We start from the raw sequence: 21112 nt of genomic DNA, 5'->3' as shown, positions 1-21112 counted from the left end.
AATTTAAAATAATCATTTGATCACATTTACGCTATTTGCCATATTCAATTTCGAGAAAAGGGCGATCTGTGAATTCGTAATAGCCTCCAGGGAGAAACGTTCTTTAATAAATTGCCTGGCCCTGGAACCGGTTTCAGCAATTTTTTGCGCGTCCCACTGGCTGGTTGCTTCCAGTGCTGCCTGGATACTATTTAGATCGGTGTTGACCTTTACACCAAGCTGCTGTGAAAAAACCTCAGGTAAATTACACCCCTCCGTAATAATAGGCACAAGGCCGAAACTCATGGCTTCCAGTAATGAAGTAGGCAGGCCTTCACTGAAAGAAGGAAGCACATAAAAAGTAGATCGTTTAAATAGTTGATCTTTCTTTTCATCGTAAATACTGCCAATATACTTCATGTTAGAGGACTGAAGTAATAGGGTGTTCAGCTTGTCCAATTCGCCTTCGTCCGGACCTGCTATTACAAATTCAACCTCAGGTTTATTATTCAATCCGGATTGTAACCAGGCCGTAGCCAGCGCAACCAAATTCTTTTTATGGTGCAGGCGGGACAAAAAAAGGTACCGCAGCGGTTTGCGTCTTCCCTGAAAATCGGGAGGTGCATCATCATAGCGAACACCGTTGGGAATAAACTGGATCAATGAGGGCTTAAAGAATTGCCGTAAGTTAACACTTTCAGGCATTGACACCGCTTTAATACAATCGGCGTGGTTAGCCAGTCTTTTTTCGATCAAATGCAGATATAATGCTTTCTTTATTCTTTTTTGTTGTAAAGGCCAGGGCTCAAGCATTCCATGCGGCACATAGATCCATTTGAAACCTTGCTTTTTCAGGCCAGCTCCCCAGCGGGTGGCGTAACTCCATGCACCATGGGTCACAATAATATCCTCTTCCGGGTCCAATTTTCGATTGGCCATTTCCTGTTTCAACCCGGTTAAAGACAATGAAGTGAGCGGAACATTGACCACATCAGGTATTGCATTGAATGGCTTTTCAGGATACCACAATTCAGTAATTATGTTCTTATTCGCCAGCAAGCACGCATTGGCCGTTACAGCGTGCCAAATGCCATAGTTGATCTGCTCGACAGAATCGACAATGTTAATGACTCGCATGTTCTACCTTTCTTTTAGAAATGTAACGAAGTACCCAGATCGGTACAAGCATATAAACTGCCTGATCTACAATTTGTGGCAGATAACCTCTTGATATCCACTGAAATGTCAAAAGCGGAATTATAATATAAGCTGCAAGTGCCAATCTATCAGAGAACCGGATAGTATCGCCAAAACGACGTAACAATAATCCCCAGAAAAAGTGGCCAAAAATGATCCCAAGCCATCCAAACGCCATATAAAAGGCTGAAACACTTAAAGTAGCTTCTCCACTTTTTGATGCCCACCAGGCATCATAGGCCTTCACTGTAGTAACAAGTTGAGGCGGTGGATAGAACTTATCCTTATCTGGCATTATTGTACGGGGAATCATACGAATAAAAACATAACCGAACATGGTAAGCCCATAATCATGTTTTGCTTCCTTATATGGACTGTCGTACAATTTATATACTGCCATGTCGGGAAGCGCTCCACGAGTTTGATAAAAAAACAGCTCATAATTAAATTCAAATGGGTTGTACAATAAATCGTCATATGAGCGCAAGATCAGTCGATGCCTGTTTACGGTAGAAAACATAACACCATAGAAGAATATAACTGCTAAGCCAATACCTATTACTATTTTTTTTGCGTCTATTTTTGATTTATATAAGAAAACAAACAGAATACCAAACAGAGTTAACATGATCCGGTATCTGAATCCCAATAATGAAAAAAGAAAAAAAGATGCAAGAATCCAAAATATTAACCTTTTCCACGGTACATCGTATAAATAAGCCAGGATAATAATGCAGATCAATGAATCGGTAAAGTTCTGCAAATAATAGCTGGCCCCACCTGCTCCCATGCCCAATATTGCATCTCCCATAAACACCTGTCCAATATTAGCACCTCCAAGAGCGAGATTCACCAGAACTATACCATAACATACGTAAAACATTATGTTAATTACAAAAACGGGATTCTCAATCTCCCGCGTTGCAGGACTATTCCATTTTTTATTAGTGTTACTCCCTTTGATCCAATAACCAATTATGAATGAAAGGACCGCCACACTATTGAAGAAAAAGCCGAGACCGTAGTAATTAGAAATGTCAGTTCCAATAATTACAGTTTTGTTATTGCTATAAAAGAAAAAGGGGCTTATCAGAACATAAATAATATAAACGATAAGCGTCCAGATGTAAGGGAGATGCCGCCCCCAGCCTCCTCTGGCAAAGCCGATCCTGATACCTACGAAAAAAATAACTGCAAGTATAGCTGCCAGTTGCACTACGTTTTTATTCAGCAACTCAACAAATGTCATACTGTGTTCCGGCTATTGTAGTTAAAAGAGTTTTTTACTGTAAACGTCAACTGATTGCATATTGCATTAAAACGAAATGAGCAGTTGATGGACCCAAAAGGATATTGGAACTATAAAGTATAACAAAAGTCCCCTGGTGCAATCAATGCCGGCTCATATTCATAGCCTTTTTGATCAAGTTGTTGGTTGGCTCATCATTAAACCAGGCGCGAAACAACAAAATATTACCTTCATTTAGACAATTTATCAGGTTTCTTAAATCATCCTTTTCACTTCCCTTTAATCCGTCTGCAACATTTAATACCCAAAAAGCCTGCGGATAAATTGATTTAACATCTTCTTTGACTAAAACAGCACCTGATCGCATTTCCTCGTACGGTGCTGTATAGCCATAATATAATGCGCTTTCATGTTCGGGGATCAACAAAACATCAGGGAACTTTTCGCTCACTTTTTTAAAAACGGTATAATCCATTGGCAGTCCCGTTTGCGGATCTACGTTTGAATCAACATAAAATATCGTACAACCCCATCGTTTCCGCGCATAATTAATCTTCCTTATCAGGTTAGCAGCAGGATCTTTTACAATAACATGATCAATCCATCCGCCCTTAAAAATCACTGAGTCGGGTCGTAAACAGAGACCTGTTTTAAATCCTGCTTTCCTGAAAACTGCGAAATACTCATCAGCCAGCGACTCTATTTCAGGGGCCATTTTACCAACGAGGTCAGGCGAGCCAATATAGGATAAAGGATGTGGAAACTCCTGCCCTTCAATATCCCATGTAATCATTCCCTGGGCATCCATTTTTTTCAAATAACCCACACTCCTGTTGGCATATTCCATTAACCACTTCCTCAATTCCTTTATTCCCTCCCCTTTTGTTAAAGAGATGTTCTTTAAAGGGGTCACTGTCCAGTTGCGTGGATTCTGGCTGTTCTTATTACCGTTATAGGAGGCCAGGAATAATGAGCCTATAGGACGTCGGTCGGGCCATTTAATTTTAAAAGGATGTGCTTTCTGATAGCTACTGAAGGTTTTTGATGCAATGTTTTTCAGTTGCACACCTGGTTTACAAAATTTTAAAGCAATAGTAAAACTGTATGTTTTTCCAGGTGATAACCGTATTTCTGATTGTGGATCAAAATCCTGCATACCCACGTAAGGATGACTCCCTGTCCAAAGCCTGTAAAGGGTGCCGTTGGTATTATTCTCTTCCAGCAATCCTACATATACCTTTTTGGATACATCCTGGTTCTCAACAACTAGCTTATAGGTATCCATATCTGCGGTAATTACAGCAGGTGCTTTTATATTATTTGCATAATAGGGGTAGGATTGCAAAAAATTCTTAGGCCTTTGGCCAAAATTCAATGCAAGGGGACAAATACTTACACCACTAAACACATCGGCTGAAGAATTCGTTAACGAGATGTCCAGGTATAAAGTATCCTGAACCTGGCGATATCGTGTTGTTAAGCCCACGCCATTAAAATAGCAAGAAAACTGTTTCTTCTCATTATCCCATCGATTGCCACCTGCTATAGACCATTGGACTTTACTGGTGCCATTTTTTTGTATGAACTTCGAACTTTCAACATTCAATGGCCTTCCTATATTATTATCCAAATTAATTAACACGTTATTATTGTATCGTAATTGAACAACACCCCAGGGTTCTCTGTAAGAGACCTGTAATCCCTGACCAGTTGTTTTACAACATAAGAAAATCAACAATAGAAAATACCAATACTTCTTGAGATAGTTTAATGCCATTCGTTCCTTAATCATTTAAAAGCTGTTACTATGAGTTGAAATCTGCCACTGCCAAGTAAAATGGGTTATTGGGTACTCCTGTAAATGTCAAACACTTTTTTTGCGTTATAATCAGATGATAGTTCCTGCTTCAAACTCGCGCTATTGCTTATTATTCTTTCCCTGCTTTGTTTATCTTTTACCAGCTTTTGCATAGCTGCTGAAAAACCAGGAATATCATCTGCTTCTACTAAAATAGCAGAATACTGATCAATCAGTTTATCTGTTGCGGCGCCCACCGATTTACTGCAAATGATTGCAGTTTCCGAAGCCACCGCTTCGTTAATAACTAAACCCCAACCGTCGTACCGGCTTGCAAAAACAAATATATCTGCCAGGCTAAACCAATAAGGAATCATGTGTTTTTCCTGGAATCCTAAAAAATGTATTCTATGATCATTATTACACAATGCTTTAAGATCATCCTTTTGTTCACCATCACCCATGATCAGCAGGCATACATTTAATGAATCAGGCAACTGTAAAAAAGCCCTGATTATTGTATCCATACCTTTTCGATGAATTAAAGAACCCGAGGTTAGCAACACAGTTCCGCTCCCGGGTTTATATTGCTGTACCAGCTTTTCAAAAATAGCTTGTTGCAGGTTTTCTTTAGCAAACAACCGGCTGTTAATATTGTACGGAATATTATGGATATCTTTTTTATAGCCATATTTCCGGTAACCATCTACTGCCTGTTTACCAATAGCCAGTAAAAAATGCGTATACCGCATAACAGGAAACAGCATTATCTTTTTAATCAAAAACAAAAAAGGGCTTTTAACGGGAAACACCGGTTCTGACCAAAAAGATACTTTCTTCTTTTTCCTATAACTGATATATAAAGCCAGTATAACATTGGGCGACCAATACGTGCCATTCACCAGAACATAATCCGCATCATCTTTCCGCAAAAGGGAAATGATCTTACGGCTAAAATGAAAGGATGGAACTCTTTTTTGCATCCATATAGCAAACCGGCTGTTCTTTAAAACAACGACTGAGTATCCCTTTCCGGTAGTGGAAAGCTGCCATTGCCTATCTGCCTCCCTGACGGTAAAATAAATAACCCGAAGTTCAAAACATTCTTTCAACGCCTCGATAAAATCCAACTGATAAGGCGTTGGCATATTGGTATAAAAAGAAAGAACAGGTTTGCGTTCCAATAGTAATAATTTTAAACGGGCAACTATTAATGCCTGAATTCTTTAACGAATTCAGCTACTTTTTCTCTATGTACGTCCCAGGTATATTGCAACGCCGTTTGCCTGGCTTCATAGCGCATTTGCTGAAACGTAGCATTATCCATATTCCGAAAGCTGGTTATAGCCTGGGCAATAGCATCGCTGTTCCTGACAGGAATCAAATAACCATTAATTCCATCTTTAATCACCTCGGTGGCGTTTGTATGTGGCGTGGTGATCACTGGCAGGCCTGCACCCATTGCTTCAACAGTTACTAATCCAAAACCTTCCAGCACACTGGGAAAAACCAGCACATCGTAATTTCCATATAGTTTAAACAATTCATGCTGGCTAATTCCTGATTTATAATTGTAAAAACTTTTATATGACTGAAAGGCTTTACCGCTGCCGTGTATATTGCCAATAATATGCAATTCCACATCTTTTCTGTTGAATTGCTTCATAGCCTCCATCAGATATTTAATCCCTTTACGTTGGGTTATCCTTCCGGCATACAGTAACCGCAAAGGCCGGTTGGTAATAGATTCACTTTCTTTTGAAAAGTGAATGGATGTTGCGTCAAAACCGAGGGGAATTACAGTTATCTTTTCAGCTTCAACGCCTTCCTGCACTAAGGTTTTCTTTAAAAATGAAGAAATAGCAATTACTTTTTTTGCAATTAGCGGTTCTTCGATCAACCGCTCTTCATAGTATGCAGGAAAAGATACGAAGTCGATGCTGTCTGCCCACTCGGGGTGCAGGCGCGACTCTTCCTGCAGTAGTCGCTTTGCAAAAGGAACATGAGCGATAGTCATTTCGCATATGCTTTTCCGGTCTAACTGGTTAGCAACCTGCAGGCATTTATGGCAACTTCCCTGAAATCCCCAGAAAACATCAAAAGAATGCTTTGAAAGCTTACTCGCCAGGTCTCTGTCGAATGATATGTCGCGTTTATAAACTAATTCATTTACTCCCTGTGTGTTACCTTTTAGTTTTCTAAAGAATTGCTCTTTAATTTCATATTTCCATGCAGCTTTCACATGTTGTCCGCCCAGACCCTTTAAAAATCTACGCGACAAAAATGACCAGCCAAAATTCTGTATCAAATTCTGGAAACCGATATTGGTTATATAACTGCTTGTATAAAACTTTTTCAGGTATCCAAGGTCATAAAGCGCTTTAGCTACATAATAAGAATGCTGTTTACCTGAATGAGAAACAATGATCTGTTTTTGCTCCAAGTTGATTTTTTTAAGACAAACTGTTCTTTAACTTTTTTCCGATAGTCAGTCACCGTAAGAACAAGACCATTTAAGACACATTCATGTTAGCTGCTTTTAAAAAGGCAGTCACATTGCGCTCCCATCCTGCATACGAGGAATAACCTTTCCAGTCGGGATCTATTGTATTAGACATCAGGCTGTTCATACCCTTAATTATTGCATCTCTTGAATCAGGCGCAACAGCTTCACCAAGCCGGAATTTGCGTACAACCTGTAATAACGGACTTTCAGCAGAAGAAGCCAGAACAGGTTTTTTTGCTGCTGCAGCCAGATTAAGTACACCACTTTGTGAGAAAAAAGTAGAAGAGTAAGTTAATGAAACGAAATCGCAACCGTAAAAATAGTCCGGCACCTGTTCATCTGCTATAAAATCTGAAAAAAAATAACACCGATCTATGACGCCAAGCTCTTTTGCAAGGTTCTTATAAAATTCAACCGGACGATCAACCTGAGACTGTGTGCTGCCTGCAATAACAAGAAAAGCCTGCTTTACATACTTTAAAGATTGAATTAAAAGATCAATGTTTTTATTATCACGGATGAATCCAAAGCAAAGAAAAACGAACTGATCACTTGTAACGCCCCAATCTTTGCGAATGCGCTCGTATGAGCGTTTGGGTGGCAATAAATCGTATATACCTACCGGCACCTCAATTATTTGTATATGAGCGGGCAAGTTGGCTTCAGGTGGAGGAGGAGAATGCACCAGGCCAACATGAATAAACGAGTAACCACATTTTACAGACCACTGATGCCACCAGGCCGGGCCTACCTGGTAATTCCTTACCGGATCATGCAAATTGGCGACGCAAATTGAGTTACTGACACGCATAGCTTTTCGGATAGCCCAAGCCCATAGCGGAGCAAAATATTCACGATATGAATCCAGTAACACAACTTTCGGGCGGTTGCGCAGTATTTGTATAGATAGCGTTAAGTAATTCATTAAAAATGCCCACACAAATAAGAGCTTCCTGATAAACGAAGGCATCTGCGCTGAAGGCGAGCTCTCATATAAAATGCGTTTTACCGGAAAAGGTATTGGGCGATCGCCAAGAAACCGTGGCGGAACCAAACATACAACACTGTGACCTAACTGACAACAACTTTTTGCCTGATAATATACATGCTCCGCAAGACCTCCATTACTAACCGGACAAAAGATAATAATCAGTGGTTTTTTAACGGTATCCATAATAATTAAGCTATGCCAGAAGCAACTGCCGTAATGTTTACGCAGGCATCATCAGGTGAATAATTTCCATAAATCTTATAGTTATAAGCCTGCAAAAGGTCTATGATACTTTGCCCTCGTTCAGAAAAATAATGAATTTCCAGGCTAATCAAAAGAGGGCGGGAATCATTGGCAAGCACCACAGGAAGCACTTCATATTCCGCTCCTTCTATATCCAGTTTCAACCAGCATCCTGCTGGCACCTCAGGTTTGCAACATTCCATGGGATAAGGCGATGGCTCTCGACTTACCTTACCAGCATACGACAATGATGGATGATAATAAAGCGTTTCTTCTTCTGACCAGAGTGCCTTCCCTATTACTTTCGCTTTAATTCCATTAAACTGTAAATTTTTATTCAGCTGTACCAGATTTTCTTTATCTGGTTCATAACAGATAACTGGCAGTTCAGGAAAATAAGAATGACTTATTAAGGAGAACATGCCAATATTCGCGCCGCCATCGACAATAGCTGTTGGTCTTGAGGGAAGCGTTGTAGGCAGCTGATATTCGCCCTGTACCATTTCACCGGCAATCAGGTAATCAGCTATATTCCCTTTCCTCATATGAAACGTAACCACTTTCTTTTGGATTTTGATTCGCAGTGGAATTTGACCTCCTACTGCAAAACGTGAGATAGCTCTGATGCAAGCTGCTCTTAACCCACGCCGATAATCGCCCATGCGCATCAAAGCAGAGCAAAGAAAAGCCGTATAAATATTTTTCAGGCCAACGCCATGTCGAAAGGCATTGGATAATGATTGCATGGAAGATTTAATTGCACTCATGGGTATACTAATGGGTTTCCACTCCCTGTTTTAGATAGTAAAGAGATTAAATAAGAAAAGGATCAAAGTTAAGCTGATACTGAAGGTTCTTATTGCGCTCGCCTACCTTTCGGGCAGGCGAACCAGCTACAATGGAATATGGCTCAACATTCTTTGTTACTACTGCACCGGCCGCAATTACAGCTCCTTCGCCTATAGTAACGCCGGGCAGAATTATTGCCCGATAGGCGATCCATACATGGTCTCCTATTATTACCGTACCTCCCTGGTCAGCAAAACTGGTAGATTGTGGATCATGACCTAAAGTAAGAATGGAAGCTTCCGGACCTATAGATACGTCATTACCTATTCTGATTTCATAATGTCGCCCATCAAAAAGACATCCAAAATTGATAACATTACGATCCCCTAAAAAAACCTTGCGTCCATTAAGAAATCTGCAACCCAATTGTACAGAGGAGCCGCCTAACCTTCCAAGATAAAAGCTCAAAAAACGTTTTCTCAGAAACCGTGAAGGAAAACGCCCTATCCAATTGTTATATGCATAAGAAAGTACTGAGCCGGCAAAAAGACGAAGATTCATACGTTTTAAATAAGTTTTTAAATAGAATACTTCGTTATTCCCATACCCTTTTAAGGTAAAATATGGATGAGTTCTTTTCCATTGCAATATTTCGCCTTTGCAAGGCCTTAGTTTGCAATGCCAGCCTTTCCTGAATACATAACTTGATCTTATCAGCAAGATCCTTTGCATCGCCATCACGGACTGTAACACCAGCTCCGAATTCCTTCATAGCCCATTCCAGCCACGTATTTTCGGTTACTATCATGGGAATACCTGCACACGCAGCTTCAACTGCAACACCTGAAAGCCTGTTGAAGTAAACTTTTCGGCGATAAGGCAAAACAACAAAATGGGCGCTTTGCAAATATGACCGGTATTCCTCTTCATTTAGCACCCGTTCTATTAATGTTACCTGTGCTGCATTTCGCAATTCATCTTTTATTGGTACAGGCTGTCCATTATAGTCGATCGTTGGGGTTGCCCATTGAATGACAAATCGTGCTTCTAAATCAGGGTTATTCTTTAACAGCTGTATTATAGCTTCCTGTAAAAGATCAATGCCTTTATCTATAAAAGATACTCCGAGGATCACAAACGTAGGGATGTCTGATTTACTGGCAGAAGTGCTCAGCGGGTTGGCAGCTTGCAGTCCTGCAACCGGGCTTGGGAAAACCCGGAATGGTACACCGGAAAGCGTCTGATATTCATTACAGGTTATATGGCTATCCCCTGCAAGGATCACCTTACCGGCTGCCACTTGTTTTCTAAACCCGCGCAACACAAATTTTATCAGATTGGCTGTTCTTTTAAAATGAAAACGGGTATATGATTCATCATAGATCGCCTCACTTGTTAACTGAAAAAGTACAAGCCGCCCGAAGTCACGGCCAAGGCGCTCTCCGCAAAGTTTACGCCATGCCATCAAATTATGAATTCGCACGGCAGGGAGCAAAATGCAATCTACAGGGCCGGTTTTACGAAGCAATTTTCTCGTTTCACGCCACACCCTGAAGTTGTGAGCAAATACTGAAAAATATCGTCGCCACGCCTGCTTATGATCATAAATACCCGACCAGTTATTGCGGCTATAAGTTGGAATGGCATTGAACTCTGCCTGAATGTTCTTATCTACATGCAGGTTACTGGCTACCAATACTTCAGCACCAGCTTCCAGATGAATAGCGCGTATTGCTTTTATCCAGCTATAAAAATGACCCTTGTAATCTAAAAGCCCCTCCTCACAAATCAGCAACCGCTTCCCTTTTAAAGAAATGGAATCCTGTTGAGAGCTCTCCCGTAATGAGTCCGTCTCCATCGGCATCTGCTTTCCCTCCCTCCGGTTTAATTTTCAATAATGTGAACACGCGGATGCGGAACAATGAACTTTCCACCGGCTTTTAAATAGCTTGCATATTTCTGGCGGAAGAAATCCAAAAAGTTCCATGACAATAAAAGATAATAATCGGGTTGTACCATTACAGAACTTTCTTCCACTATTGGAATATGTGTGCCTGGAGTGAGTTTTCCGATTTTAAACTGGTTCACTTCCGTTGCCAATTCTACAAGGTCGGGACCAATGTTACAATAATTCAATAAAGTGCTTCCTTTCAAAGGAGCGCCCAATGCATATACTTTCTTGCGCTGCTTTTTAAGTACACGTAACAGGTTTACAAGATCATCGCGGTTTGCTTCTACCTGTTTTGTAAAGTTGATATAGGTGTCCATCCTGTTCAAGCCAAACTTTTCCTCTGCCTTAATGGCTTCCGCAACAGTGGGCGAAGTTGGATGTATACAGTTCTCCAAACCTACGCCCAAAACAAACGAACCGCCATGAACATCATAATAGTCTACATCCAATAAGCGCATGCCATGTTGTTCAAAAGCCCGCTTCAAAGGAGTAATAGCATGCATCATGGTGTGCTCGTGATAAAAATGATCGAACTCAAATTTCTCGAGCACATCTTTCATATAAACGCATTGTGTAAGGAACACCGTTTTTTCAGTCATTACGCTGCGCAAGCCTTTTATAAAATCATGCAGATCGGGCACATGATAGAATACCGCCGTAGCAGTAATAAGATCCGGTTGTATATTTAAATGCTTAATTGCTTCTGCTGTCTTACTGTTCCAGAAAGTTTCGCAAACTGTAATGCCGTTTGCCCGGCACAGCTTTCCGGTTTTACTGCCGGGGTCAACACCCAGCACACGCATCCCTTTTTCACGGAAGATACTTAGCAGAGTGCCATCATTGGCGCCAATGTCAATTACCAACGAATTTTTTTCAATGCCATACCTGAACACCGTGCGTTCAACCATGGTTTTAAAATGGGAAACCACAGGCATGTTCACACCTGTGATGTATGGATGGTTTGAAAACATAAACTCCATGGAGGGGAACTCCTCGAGTTGCACTTGCCAGCAATCAGTACATACCAGCATGGCAAAAGGAAATTTTAATTCTCGGTCTTTTTCAGATTCTGCGGGAAAATGATTACCGTTAGGTTGATCCCCCAAATCAATGAACCGTTTCAATGATGCAGAACCGCAGTTCATGCATTTGGTATTCTTCATATTTTCTTTATTTGCTTTTATTTATTTTCCACCATTCACAGGTTTCCTTTAATCTTTCCTGAAAGTTCTTTTCAGGATGCCAGTTACATTCTTTTTGTAATCTTGTTATATCAGCTATCACAACGTCGATTTTCTCATTTGCGGTATCAGGTCCATCAAAAGTCACAAGGTCACTGCAATCGTACTGATACGCTATCTGAGAGATCACATCTCGTATTGAAACAGGATTACCACTGGCAATATTGACCGGCCCAACGGCTTCGCTTAACAAAGCATGCACTAACGCAGATCCTACATCATCAACGAATAAAAAGTCACGTCGGGACAACCCGGCATCAAAACTAATGTGTTCGCCACGCAACAATCGCAAACATGTTTTAGGTATCAATCTGCGCGGATCCTCGCCGGGCCCGAATGGATTGAATAGGCGGGTCCAAATCCATGATATCGATTCCTGCTCAAAATAGCGCTTTAAAGCCCAATAGAGTCCTAATTTACTGCCGCCATATAATCCCAACGGGATCAGTGGCGTGGTAAATTCATTTAAAGGTTCTGAGCCTGCCCAGTCATATTCGGCGCTTGTACCAAGAACCAGGCAACGCTTTCCTCCATATTTAATAAAGTGTTGTGCAATATTGATACTGGCCGATAACCAGGTAAGGTTTGTATGATCTTTCCAATAAGTACCATGCTCGGCACACCAGGCAAGATGAAGTAGGTGGGACGGACAGATATTGGCAATTAACGTCTCTGCTTCTTCCTTGTTCAAAATGTCAGCCTTATGCCAGGTAACATTTCCAACAGCTTCCGGCTGACGCCTGTTATATACGGCGTGTATTTCAATGCCATCACGTTTTGATAAAGCGTTTACAGTCGCCTTACCAACAAACCCACTGGCCCCTGTTACAAGTATTCGCATCATAGCTTTAGATCAGGCGCGTTTCGGTCGCGGTCAGAAAGTATAGGTTCCTGAATGGGCCAATTAATTCCTACCGCCGGGTCGTTCCATCGCAGGGTGCCTGCAGCCTCAGGTTTATAAATACCTTCAATCAGATATCCAATGGTTGTATTGTCCTGCAATGTTACAAACCCATGTGCACAACCGGCAGGTATATAAATGGATTTGCCACAGCCTGCCGGTAATTCAACTGCCTCCCAGGAAAGGTAAGTAGGTGAACCAGGACGAAGATCAACCATAACATCATATACAGCGCCGCTGATACAGCTCACCAGTTTGGCCTGCCCGTGTGGTTGTATCTGATAGTGCATTCCGCGTAATGTGCCCCTTAAGGTATTATATGAATGGTGTGAACTGACGGGCTTAAAGGAAATGCCAGCTTTTTCAATCTCGTCAAGTTCCCAAAATACTTCAAATGCTCCACGCACATCTCGAAATACCCGGTCGATAAATAAACCGCTGCCTTCAATCTTTAATGGTAAAAAATCCATATTGAACGTTATATCTGCTTTCCATTTTAACGGCCCGAAACATATTGGTAGCCCATTTCAGTAACTAACTTTGTGTAAGCCTCGCCTGAAGTACGTGCACCAAATGCAACATGATTGTCCGGAGAACCCTTCATTTTACGACGTATCTTTTTATAAAGAATCCAGGCTTTGATCAAAGTCTTATTAGTTTGCGATAAAAGCTGAATATATGGATGGTTTGAAGGTAGTCCCTTCAAATTTCTTTTTGCGCAAAAATCAAGATGTTGTTGTACAGATGCTGCCAGCGCAATTCTTGTGGCAGACTTTATACCTTTCAGATGGTCCTGCAACTGATCGCCGGTAATTGTTAAAAAATTAGTCCAATCGTCGGCCCGATGCTTTTCACTGGTACCGGATGCAGTTATTTTATGCAGATCGTGCTCTCGATAAAAAACAATGCAGCCTGGCGTATGTACCGGTTGTGCACCCGCCAGCAGAATACGTACAAAATATTCACTGTCTTCTGATGGCATGAGGTCAGTGCGGTATATGCCGGCTTTATCAAGAATAGACCTTCTGAATAAACAGTTTTGAAAAACAAGTGACCATCCGGCTAAGAACCATTCCAGCATGGGCCTGGTTGCCGGTACGGGGTCTGCCTGTAAAACTGCGTCGGTAAACTGAATCGTTTTGTTTTTAATCAGGCAATGTACCCACGGACTGTAGGCAAAATCAGCTCCTGTCTTATTCAGCGCATTGAATTGAATTTCCAGCTTATTGCGACTTGCCAGATCATCACTATCCATAAATTGAATGAACTGCCCTTTCGCTGCTTTCAAACCTGCATTTCGTGCAGCGCCCGGTCCCTGGTTAGTCTGACGGATCAACTTCACTTTGTCGCCAAATGAAGCAACCACCTCTACAGAATTATCTGTAGAGCCATCGTCTACCACAATAATTTCATCCGGCGGTAACGATTGACTGAGCATATTCTCGATGGTTTCCCCTACGATCGTTGCCCGGTTATAAGAAGGAATGATAACAGATATTGCTGCCATGTACTGGTCTTAAATAATTAATCGGTTACGCTGTTTTGTGTTCAGCCATAACCTTTTTACCCTTGCGAATACCTCTTAGTATCACATATTTCGCCAAAGGCTTTGGTGCGTAAGCTATAATGAGCCAGAAAAGTACAGCTACATATTTTGTTTTGCCAGCCGCTTTTTGAATTTCCTTGGACCGCCACCAGTTGTTATGCAGTTCCTTTACGGAAAGGCGCCTGGCAGGCTTCTTATCAGAAAAACGGTCTGCAATCATTAACATTTCTATATTTCGTCGGCTATACGGATATTTAAATACCTTATCACCAGAATATTTAATAAATAGTTCTTCCGTCAGTTGTGCTGTTGTAAGAATATTATTTGCCTGATTGTATAGCCACGTCGAATCAAGTCGAAATCCATGAAAGCGATTGTTCGCATGTATCCTGTAAAAACCAAGCGGTTCTGTTACAGCTGTTACTTTTCCAGGCATGGCTGCATAACTACACAAATAAAGGTCAGCGCATAAGCGATATTCCTCCTCAGGCATCGGCATACATTGATCAAGCACCCATCTGGGGAATATGTTACCGCTGGTAGGAGGCCAGCTGTAACCGCCGTTTTCTGCTATTTCAGTTATTACATGTCCGTCAGACAGCGCATTTGAGGGCACTTTATAACCCAACATCTTTCCGGCTTCATCAACTGCATGCAATGAGCTATGAATTTTGGCAATTTTATCCCGCATGTGTAAAGAAGCCCTTTCAACTGCGTCTTCTTTAAGCCAGTCGTCTGCATCTACAAACCATATCCAATCGCCGGATGAAGCTTGAAAACCTGCATTGAATGCAGATGCCTGGCCTCCATTGGCCTTAGGAACTACAATAACCTGTTCTTTATACTGATTTATTACAGAAAGCGAATTGTCTGTTGAGCCATCATCCACAACAATTACTTCATGCACCGGAACAGTTTGCTGCAAAGCACTTTCAATGGCCTGTTTCACAAAACAACCGTAATTATAATTGTTGATTATAATACTAATCCTGTATTTAGGATGCATAATTGATTAATAAAATACAATCACATGAACCAGCGCCATATTACCGACTATACCAAATGAGCCGGAATAAACCAGTCATGTATCTAGTATTTTGCTTGTAAGATGGGGCCTTTAGTTAGCAGATGCGTTACCCGTTTTGGTAAGCTTCTTATTCCATAGTTATAGTAGAACCCTGAATAATCCCAATAATAAAACAGTCTTTTAGACAATGGCACCTGTTTAATATTCTTTAAAAAAACCTGGTGCCACTCTTTATGAAAATGCTTAAAATCCCCCTGCAGACCTGACTTCGAATTGCCATGAAAACGATAATAAGATAAAACTTCAGGGATGTATGTAAATGTATAGCCGGCACGCGCAATTCGTAACCACAAATCATAATCCATTGCCAGATTATACTGCTCATTTAGTGAACCTATAGTGTCAAAAACCTGCTTTTTGATAAATACAGAAGGTTGGGGTGGATTACAATCCCGGTCACAACTCCAGTACTTTAGTAATCTGTCTAATGTACAGTTGCCTCCGTAGTGATTCCGGTAATTGCGTTCTTCATTGCCCTCATAAAAAAAAACCGCATCGCCATGCAAAACGTCAAAGGGCTGCTTATTCCATGCTTTCGCTACTAATTCCAGTGTGCCAGCTTCATACCAGTCGTCGCTGTTTAACCAGGCGACGATATCCCCGGTTGCCCTTTTAAGTCCCTTATTTAAGGCATCACTTTGACCTTTATCTGACTCACTTACCCAATAAGCTAAATGTTTTTCGTATTTTTTTATAATTGCAGGACTATCATCCTTACTGCCCCCATCTATAATAATATATTCAAGATTCGGATAATTCTGCTGAATTACAGATAAAATAGTTTTTTCAAGATATTGGGCCTGGTTATAGGAAGGTGTGATAACGGTGATCCTGGGATACATAAATTCAATCAATTATTGATCAGGCTGACGGAAAGCCTGTTTTTTAATTTTTTCGGCAACATTTTTATTATAGTTAGTGGAATCTTCTTAAGCCATGACTTCCGGCTCCACTCCTCTTTTTTTATCTTCAAAATGTGTTCCTCTCGTTCAATGACATATGCACATGGAATCTTGGAAAAGAATTGATACCCTGCTTCTTCTAATTCTTTATCATATTCTTTGTACAAGGAATGAAGATCTGGCCTGTCTTTCAGTTGAAAACGATTGTAATAATGAAGAGGTAACTCATTTGAATGTAACCTGAAAGAACTGAAATGAAAAAACCTTAATTCATCTTTATCGTTTACAATATGCTTATTTCCTTTCTGTTGCAGATACCGTTCATGCAAATTCCATGGGGCCATATTATATCCCCGGTGCTGCAACACATAAACTTTATCAAAGAAAATCGGAACTAGATTTATATATAACTGATCCACAAATATGCCTTCGTCAACACGAGAATATCCCTGTTCATACGTACGTTCTTTCCACCAGTTCAAAAAACGTAGGGTTTCATCAGTTTTTACCACGGCAATAAAGCCAAGATTGTAAATGCCATAATTTAAAAAATTGTTCTCACCGGGTTGCTTTCCATCTAGCGGAATAGGTGTATAAATGTGTGGCGTAAGTACAATATTGTTACTCTCAAGCGCGATCTCCATTTCATTTAACCGGCCATACACTTTGATATCCGGATCAAAATATACTGCTTTGCAAAATCCGCGTTCCATGAACAGGTATTCGATAACCCGTGGTTTGACGCAGGTGTTCAATTCAATAATATTGTATTTATGAACAAGTGTATGTAAGCCAGGCTCCAATAAGTTCAGCGGCAATACTTCAAAGGGCATGGCATCATAATCTACCTTTTTATCTTTTACATCAACAAGAAAGATCAAAAATTGATGTTCGGGATAATGCGTCTTTAATGAATTTCCCAGTAGTAGTGCCTGGGCCAGGTAATTATTGGAACAAATAGTAAAAAAAACCATCCCCTTATCGTTCTTTTTGAAGTTTTAAAATGATCGAAAAAAATAAAAGTCTTATTCTGACTCCTAAACTTAATGGGACATTCTTCTGAAAGATCATCCTTCTAAAATAAGTCCTGAATTGTACAAACTCATTAAAGTAAAGTGTATTCTTAAAGTAGGCAGCAATATTGTAAATCCTGTCTTTTGAAAAAATCGTGTCTTCAGTTACACTGCTTTTTCCTCCGCCATAATAATGTGCAACAATTATGTTGAGATAAGCGAATTTATACCTGGAAAAGCAACGTAAATTAAAATCCCAGTCAGCACATATTTTATACCGATCGTTATAAAGTCCAATTTCCTTGAACACCTTCCGCTGATAAAAAATAGCCTGATGACATATGTTTTGTGAAAGTAGTTTTCTCAAATTAAATTCTCCTGCATAAATCTCGTTATGCCTGGCCCATCCAGTATCACCGTCGAGCTTTACATTACCGTAAATTACAGCACTATCGGTTTCTTTCGCTTTCTGAAATACCTGAGATAAAGTATCGTTTGAAAATAACGCATCATCGCTTCCAAGAAAGTATAACCAGTCGCCTTTAGACAACCTGATTCCTTTATTCATGGCATCATAAGTTCCTTTATCCTGCTCAGAGATAAATCGGATGCGGCTATCTTTTATCTGATATTCTTTAAGGATCTGTAGGGTGCCGTCATTCGAGATCCCATCAATTACCAATACTTCAAATTCAGCAAAGGTTTGCATCAAAACGCTATCGAGCGCTTCACGAACCGTAGCTGCTGAATTAAATGTTGGAATAATTATACTGAAAAAGGGCGTCTTAAGCACGTAGATTATGCGGTTAAAATCATTTTGTTATGGTCTAAGCTCAATCGACCTTTTGTCTTACAAAAACAGCGTCAGCCTGAAGTATTTTATTATCCGTTGGAGCTGTTAGCTGATCAATACTTCCGACATATTCATAGCCCCGCTGAATAAAGTAGTTATAAATTTCACCAAAAAGCGGTTGGCCGTTATATAATGGGTAAAAGCTGGTTTCAATTATACAAACATCCGCCTGTTCCATAATCTTCGGCCCCCCATTTAATACATGCATTTCATAACCCTGAACATCTACTTTAACTAAAAGCGGCCTGGCAAGATCACCTTTAAATACTTCATCAAAAATCCGAATAGAAACTTTTTCAGGCTCCGCTTTTACTGCGTATTGAAAATTAGATTTATGCAGTTCCAACATTTCCAGCAATGATGAAGAGGGTGAATACTCATTTCTATAAATATTCTTTTCTTCATTTGTATCTCCCAGCCCGAAATTGTAAATCTTTATTTTGGAACTGTCTTGAAAATTATACTTCAATTTATTGAAGTCTTCCTGCAACGGCTCAAAACAATGAATTTCAGCGTCGGGAAAAACTATTGATATTTTTCGTGTAAACTGGCCTTCGTTTGCACCAACATCAATAATTGTTTTAAAATTATACTTCTTTAACCATTCAAATTTTCTGGCTTCAGAAAAATAATCGATCTCATCATTTCCGTGTAACTTTTCAGGCTGCTTAGAATTTCTATTAAATCTAACTATGTCAACGCCAAAGAAATTAACAAATCCTTTTATGATCTTTTTCATACTATATAGTAGATCAAATTAATCTAAATGTTTTACGTACAGTTCCGTCAGGCTAATTGCGTTATCCGGCGTGCTAATGACTCTTTTGAAAAGATGATAATGCTCGCCAGCACAATTAATAACTTCAATTTGCGGGTTACTTTTATCAAATGCAACAAAAAACGAATTTTTTGTTTTTTTGTAAACCTGGGCATTCCACACAATTCGTTATAAACTCTCCAAATTCTTTGAAAAATTATCTCTTTATCTTTTATACTGTTTTCAGAATGGTTATAATGCTTTAATAGCATTTTACCATGCGACTGCCAAACCTTATGCATTTTTTCATCAGTCCAATTAGTTCTTCCAACAGAAGTGGCCAAAAACCGGTAGCTTGAAAAAATGCGATTTAACCCTAAAATATTAAACCTGCGCGCAAGTGCCAGTTGCCAATCCCAATCTTCAGAAATGATCTCCTTATCAAACGTATAATTAATTGCTTTGAAATGCTCTAATGAAATGGTAGCTGCCTGGATAAAAAAATAGAAATCACGCACTACCTCCTGAAAAATATTACCCGAAGGAGGTAAAAAATCAGCGCCACGATAATGCTTAAACATGGAAGGTATGAGCACATTACCATCTTTATCTATCATTTGGGTATCTCCATATACCATTGCATATGAGCTATCCAATTCCTCAAATGCCTGTACCTGCTTTAGCAATTTATCATCCGTCCAAAGATCATCTGATATCATTACCAGGTATTTGCCGGTAGCCGCTGCCATTATATCCATTAACCCCGCATGTACACCCTTATTAACCGGCCTTTTGATAAACAGGCATGGATAATTGTTCTGTTTGATCCAATCTTCAATTAACTGCGCCGAATTGTCGCTTGAACAATCGTCAATGATAATATGCTGTATGTTCGGGTATTGTTGGCGTTTAACACATTCTAAAGCTTCAACGACATATTTTCCCGTATTGTAAGAAAGGGTTCCAACTGTAACAAGAGGCCATGGTTTTAGATCCATACTACGAATCAATAACTATTAACGATCTCAATGACTTGTTCAACCTCCATGTTAGTTATCACTGGAGATATTGGCAATGAAATAATATTCCTATGTATTTTTTCCGATAAAGGAAATGATTTACCTATCCAATAATTTTGATATGCTTTTTGCTTGTGCGGCGGAATCGGATAATGTATTACAGTTTGTACATTATTTTTTGTAAGATAATCCTGAAAAGCATCCCGGTTTTCTGTTCGTACTGTAAATAAATGCCAGACATGTTGGTCCGGATCATTAACCGTGGGTAAAACCACTTTCGGATTCGTTATTTCTTTTAAATAACGGGCAGCAATTTGTTGGCGTACTTTGTTGTCATCATCAAGCATAGACAGTTTTTCCAGCAAAAAAGCAGCTTGCAGCTCATCAAGCCGGCTATTCACACCCTGAAATAAGTTTTCATACTTTTTATGTGAACCGTAATTGCGTAATGCTTTTATAGTATTGGCCAAGGCATCATCATTGGTAGTTATTGCACCACCATCGCCTAAAGCCCCCAGGTTTTTACCAGGATAAAAACTAAACCCGCTTGCATTCCCTAAACTACCAGATCGTTTGCCCTTATAGATTGCCCCATGAGATTGAGCCGAATCTTCAACTACCAATAAATTATGCTGTTGCGCAATGCTATTGATAGCATCCATCTCACACAGCTGCCCATACAGGTGCACTGGTAATATAGCTTTTGTTTTACTGGTAATGCTCTTTTCTATTAAAAGCGGATCGATAAGGCAGGTAGTTTCTTCAGGCTCCACAAGTACTGGTACTAGACCTGCCTTTGAGATTGCCAGTATCGAGGCAATATAAGTATTTGCCGGAACCAATATTTCATCCCCGGCTTTAATAAGGCCCAATTCCTTATAGGCTTCGAAAATAAGGATCAATGCGTCCAAACCATTAGCCACTCCAATGCAATGTCTGGTTCCGCAATATAAAGCAAACGCTTTTTCGAATTCTTCTACTTTGCTACCGAGAATAAACCAGCCTTTTTCCAATATATCACGAAGGTTTGACTCAAATGCCTGTTGATGCCTGAGATTAACTTTCTTTAAATCAAGAAAAGGTATCATTT

General features: G+C 40.1%; 20 protein-coding genes. All 20 read right to left on the bottom strand.

Annotation, left to right across the window (positions count from 1 at the left end):
* Positions 1 to 12: 12 nt before the first annotated feature.
* Positions 13 to 1116 carry a glycosyltransferase gene (locus JUB15_RS07120; protein WP_207511730.1) on the bottom strand — a complete coding sequence of 368 codons (1104 nt, stop codon included), beginning with the start codon at positions 1114 to 1116 and terminating at the stop codon, positions 13 to 15.
* Complete coding sequence (locus tag JUB15_RS07115; RefSeq protein ID WP_207511728.1) at positions 1103 to 2425, bottom strand: O-antigen polymerase; 1323 nt, start codon at positions 2423 to 2425, stop codon at positions 1103 to 1105. Before JUB15_RS07115 ends, JUB15_RS07120 begins: the two co-directional genes overlap by 14 nt.
* 142 nt (positions 2426 to 2567) lie before the next feature.
* A complete protein-coding gene (locus tag JUB15_RS07110; protein WP_207511726.1) occupies positions 2568 to 4217 on the bottom strand; it encodes a hypothetical protein in 1650 nt (549 codons plus the stop codon).
* Between the two features lie 50 nt (positions 4218 to 4267).
* Positions 4268 to 5407 carry a glycosyltransferase family 4 protein gene (locus tag JUB15_RS07105; RefSeq protein ID WP_207511724.1) on the bottom strand — a complete coding sequence of 380 codons (1140 nt, stop codon included), beginning with the start codon at positions 5405 to 5407 and terminating at the stop codon, positions 4268 to 4270.
* A gap of 26 nt (positions 5408 to 5433) precedes the next feature.
* Complete coding sequence (locus JUB15_RS07100) at positions 5434 to 6666, bottom strand: glycosyltransferase (protein ID WP_207511723.1); 1233 nt, start codon at positions 6664 to 6666, stop codon at positions 5434 to 5436.
* 70 nt (positions 6667 to 6736) lie between these two features.
* Positions 6737 to 7903: a glycosyltransferase family 4 protein gene (locus tag JUB15_RS07095; protein WP_207511721.1), complete on the bottom strand. Its 1167-nt coding sequence runs from the start codon at positions 7901 to 7903 to the stop codon at positions 6737 to 6739.
* A 5-nt stretch (positions 7904 to 7908) separates the two neighbouring features.
* Positions 7909 to 8730 (bottom strand): FkbM family methyltransferase, encoded by an 822-nt coding sequence (locus JUB15_RS07090; protein ID WP_207511719.1) that lies wholly within the window; start codon positions 8728 to 8730, stop codon positions 7909 to 7911.
* A 46-nt stretch (positions 8731 to 8776) separates the two neighbouring features.
* Positions 8777 to 9313, bottom strand: a complete 537-nt coding sequence (locus JUB15_RS28700; protein ID WP_207511717.1) for an acyltransferase — start codon at positions 9311 to 9313, stop codon at positions 8777 to 8779.
* A 34-nt stretch (positions 9314 to 9347) separates the two neighbouring features.
* Positions 9348 to 10610: a glycosyltransferase gene (locus JUB15_RS07080; RefSeq protein ID WP_207511715.1), complete on the bottom strand. Its 1263-nt coding sequence runs from the start codon at positions 10608 to 10610 to the stop codon at positions 9348 to 9350.
* 26 nt (positions 10611 to 10636) lie between these two features.
* Positions 10637 to 11866, bottom strand: coding sequence for a class I SAM-dependent methyltransferase (locus tag JUB15_RS07075; RefSeq protein ID WP_207511713.1), 1230 nt, complete (start codon positions 11864 to 11866; stop codon positions 10637 to 10639).
* Positions 11867 to 11873: 7 nt separating this feature from the next.
* Complete coding sequence (locus JUB15_RS07070) at positions 11874 to 12788, bottom strand: NAD-dependent epimerase/dehydratase family protein (RefSeq protein WP_207511711.1); 915 nt, start codon at positions 12786 to 12788, stop codon at positions 11874 to 11876.
* A complete protein-coding gene (gene rfbC / locus JUB15_RS07065; RefSeq protein ID WP_207511709.1) occupies positions 12785 to 13315 on the bottom strand; it encodes a dTDP-4-dehydrorhamnose 3,5-epimerase in 531 nt (176 codons plus the stop codon). The genes JUB15_RS07070 and rfbC overlap by 4 nt, the downstream gene beginning before the upstream one ends.
* A 26-nt stretch (positions 13316 to 13341) precedes the next feature.
* Positions 13342 to 14352, bottom strand: a complete 1011-nt coding sequence (locus tag JUB15_RS07060; RefSeq protein ID WP_207511707.1) for a glycosyltransferase family 2 protein — start codon at positions 14350 to 14352, stop codon at positions 13342 to 13344.
* A 25-nt stretch (positions 14353 to 14377) separates the two neighbouring features.
* Positions 14378 to 15397, bottom strand: a complete 1020-nt coding sequence (locus JUB15_RS07055; RefSeq protein WP_242696226.1) for a glycosyltransferase family 2 protein — start codon at positions 15395 to 15397, stop codon at positions 14378 to 14380.
* A gap of 83 nt (positions 15398 to 15480) precedes the next feature.
* On the bottom strand, positions 15481 to 16320 hold the full coding sequence (locus tag JUB15_RS07050; RefSeq protein ID WP_207511702.1) for a glycosyltransferase family 2 protein: 840 nt from the start codon (positions 16318 to 16320) through the stop codon (positions 15481 to 15483).
* Between the two features lie 8 nt (positions 16321 to 16328).
* Positions 16329 to 17354, bottom strand: coding sequence for a hypothetical protein (locus tag JUB15_RS07045; protein WP_207511699.1), 1026 nt, complete (start codon positions 17352 to 17354; stop codon positions 16329 to 16331).
* A 4-nt stretch (positions 17355 to 17358) separates the two neighbouring features.
* Complete coding sequence (locus JUB15_RS07040; protein ID WP_207511696.1) at positions 17359 to 18186, bottom strand: glycosyltransferase family 2 protein; 828 nt, start codon at positions 18184 to 18186, stop codon at positions 17359 to 17361.
* Positions 18187 to 18226: 40 nt separating this feature from the next.
* Positions 18227 to 18985 carry an FkbM family methyltransferase gene (locus tag JUB15_RS07035; RefSeq protein ID WP_207511694.1) on the bottom strand — a complete coding sequence of 253 codons (759 nt, stop codon included), beginning with the start codon at positions 18983 to 18985 and terminating at the stop codon, positions 18227 to 18229.
* 47 nt (positions 18986 to 19032) lie between these two features.
* The gene (locus JUB15_RS07030; protein ID WP_207511691.1) at positions 19033 to 20001 is read right to left on the bottom strand and encodes a glycosyltransferase family 2 protein; all 969 of its coding nucleotides are present in this window, start codon (positions 19999 to 20001) and stop codon (positions 19033 to 19035) included.
* Positions 20002 to 20009: 8 nt separating this feature from the next.
* Positions 20010 to 21110 (bottom strand): DegT/DnrJ/EryC1/StrS family aminotransferase, encoded by a 1101-nt coding sequence (locus JUB15_RS07025; RefSeq protein ID WP_207511689.1) that lies wholly within the window; start codon positions 21108 to 21110, stop codon positions 20010 to 20012.
* Between the last annotated feature and the right edge of the window lie 2 nt (positions 21111 to 21112).

This window comes from Longitalea luteola (assembly GCF_017356035.1).
GTDB lineage: Bacteria > Bacteroidota > Bacteroidia > Chitinophagales > Chitinophagaceae > Niastella > Niastella luteola.
The sequence above is the reverse complement of the archived record's forward strand: the minus strand, read 5'-3'. Positions and strand labels throughout refer to the sequence as shown.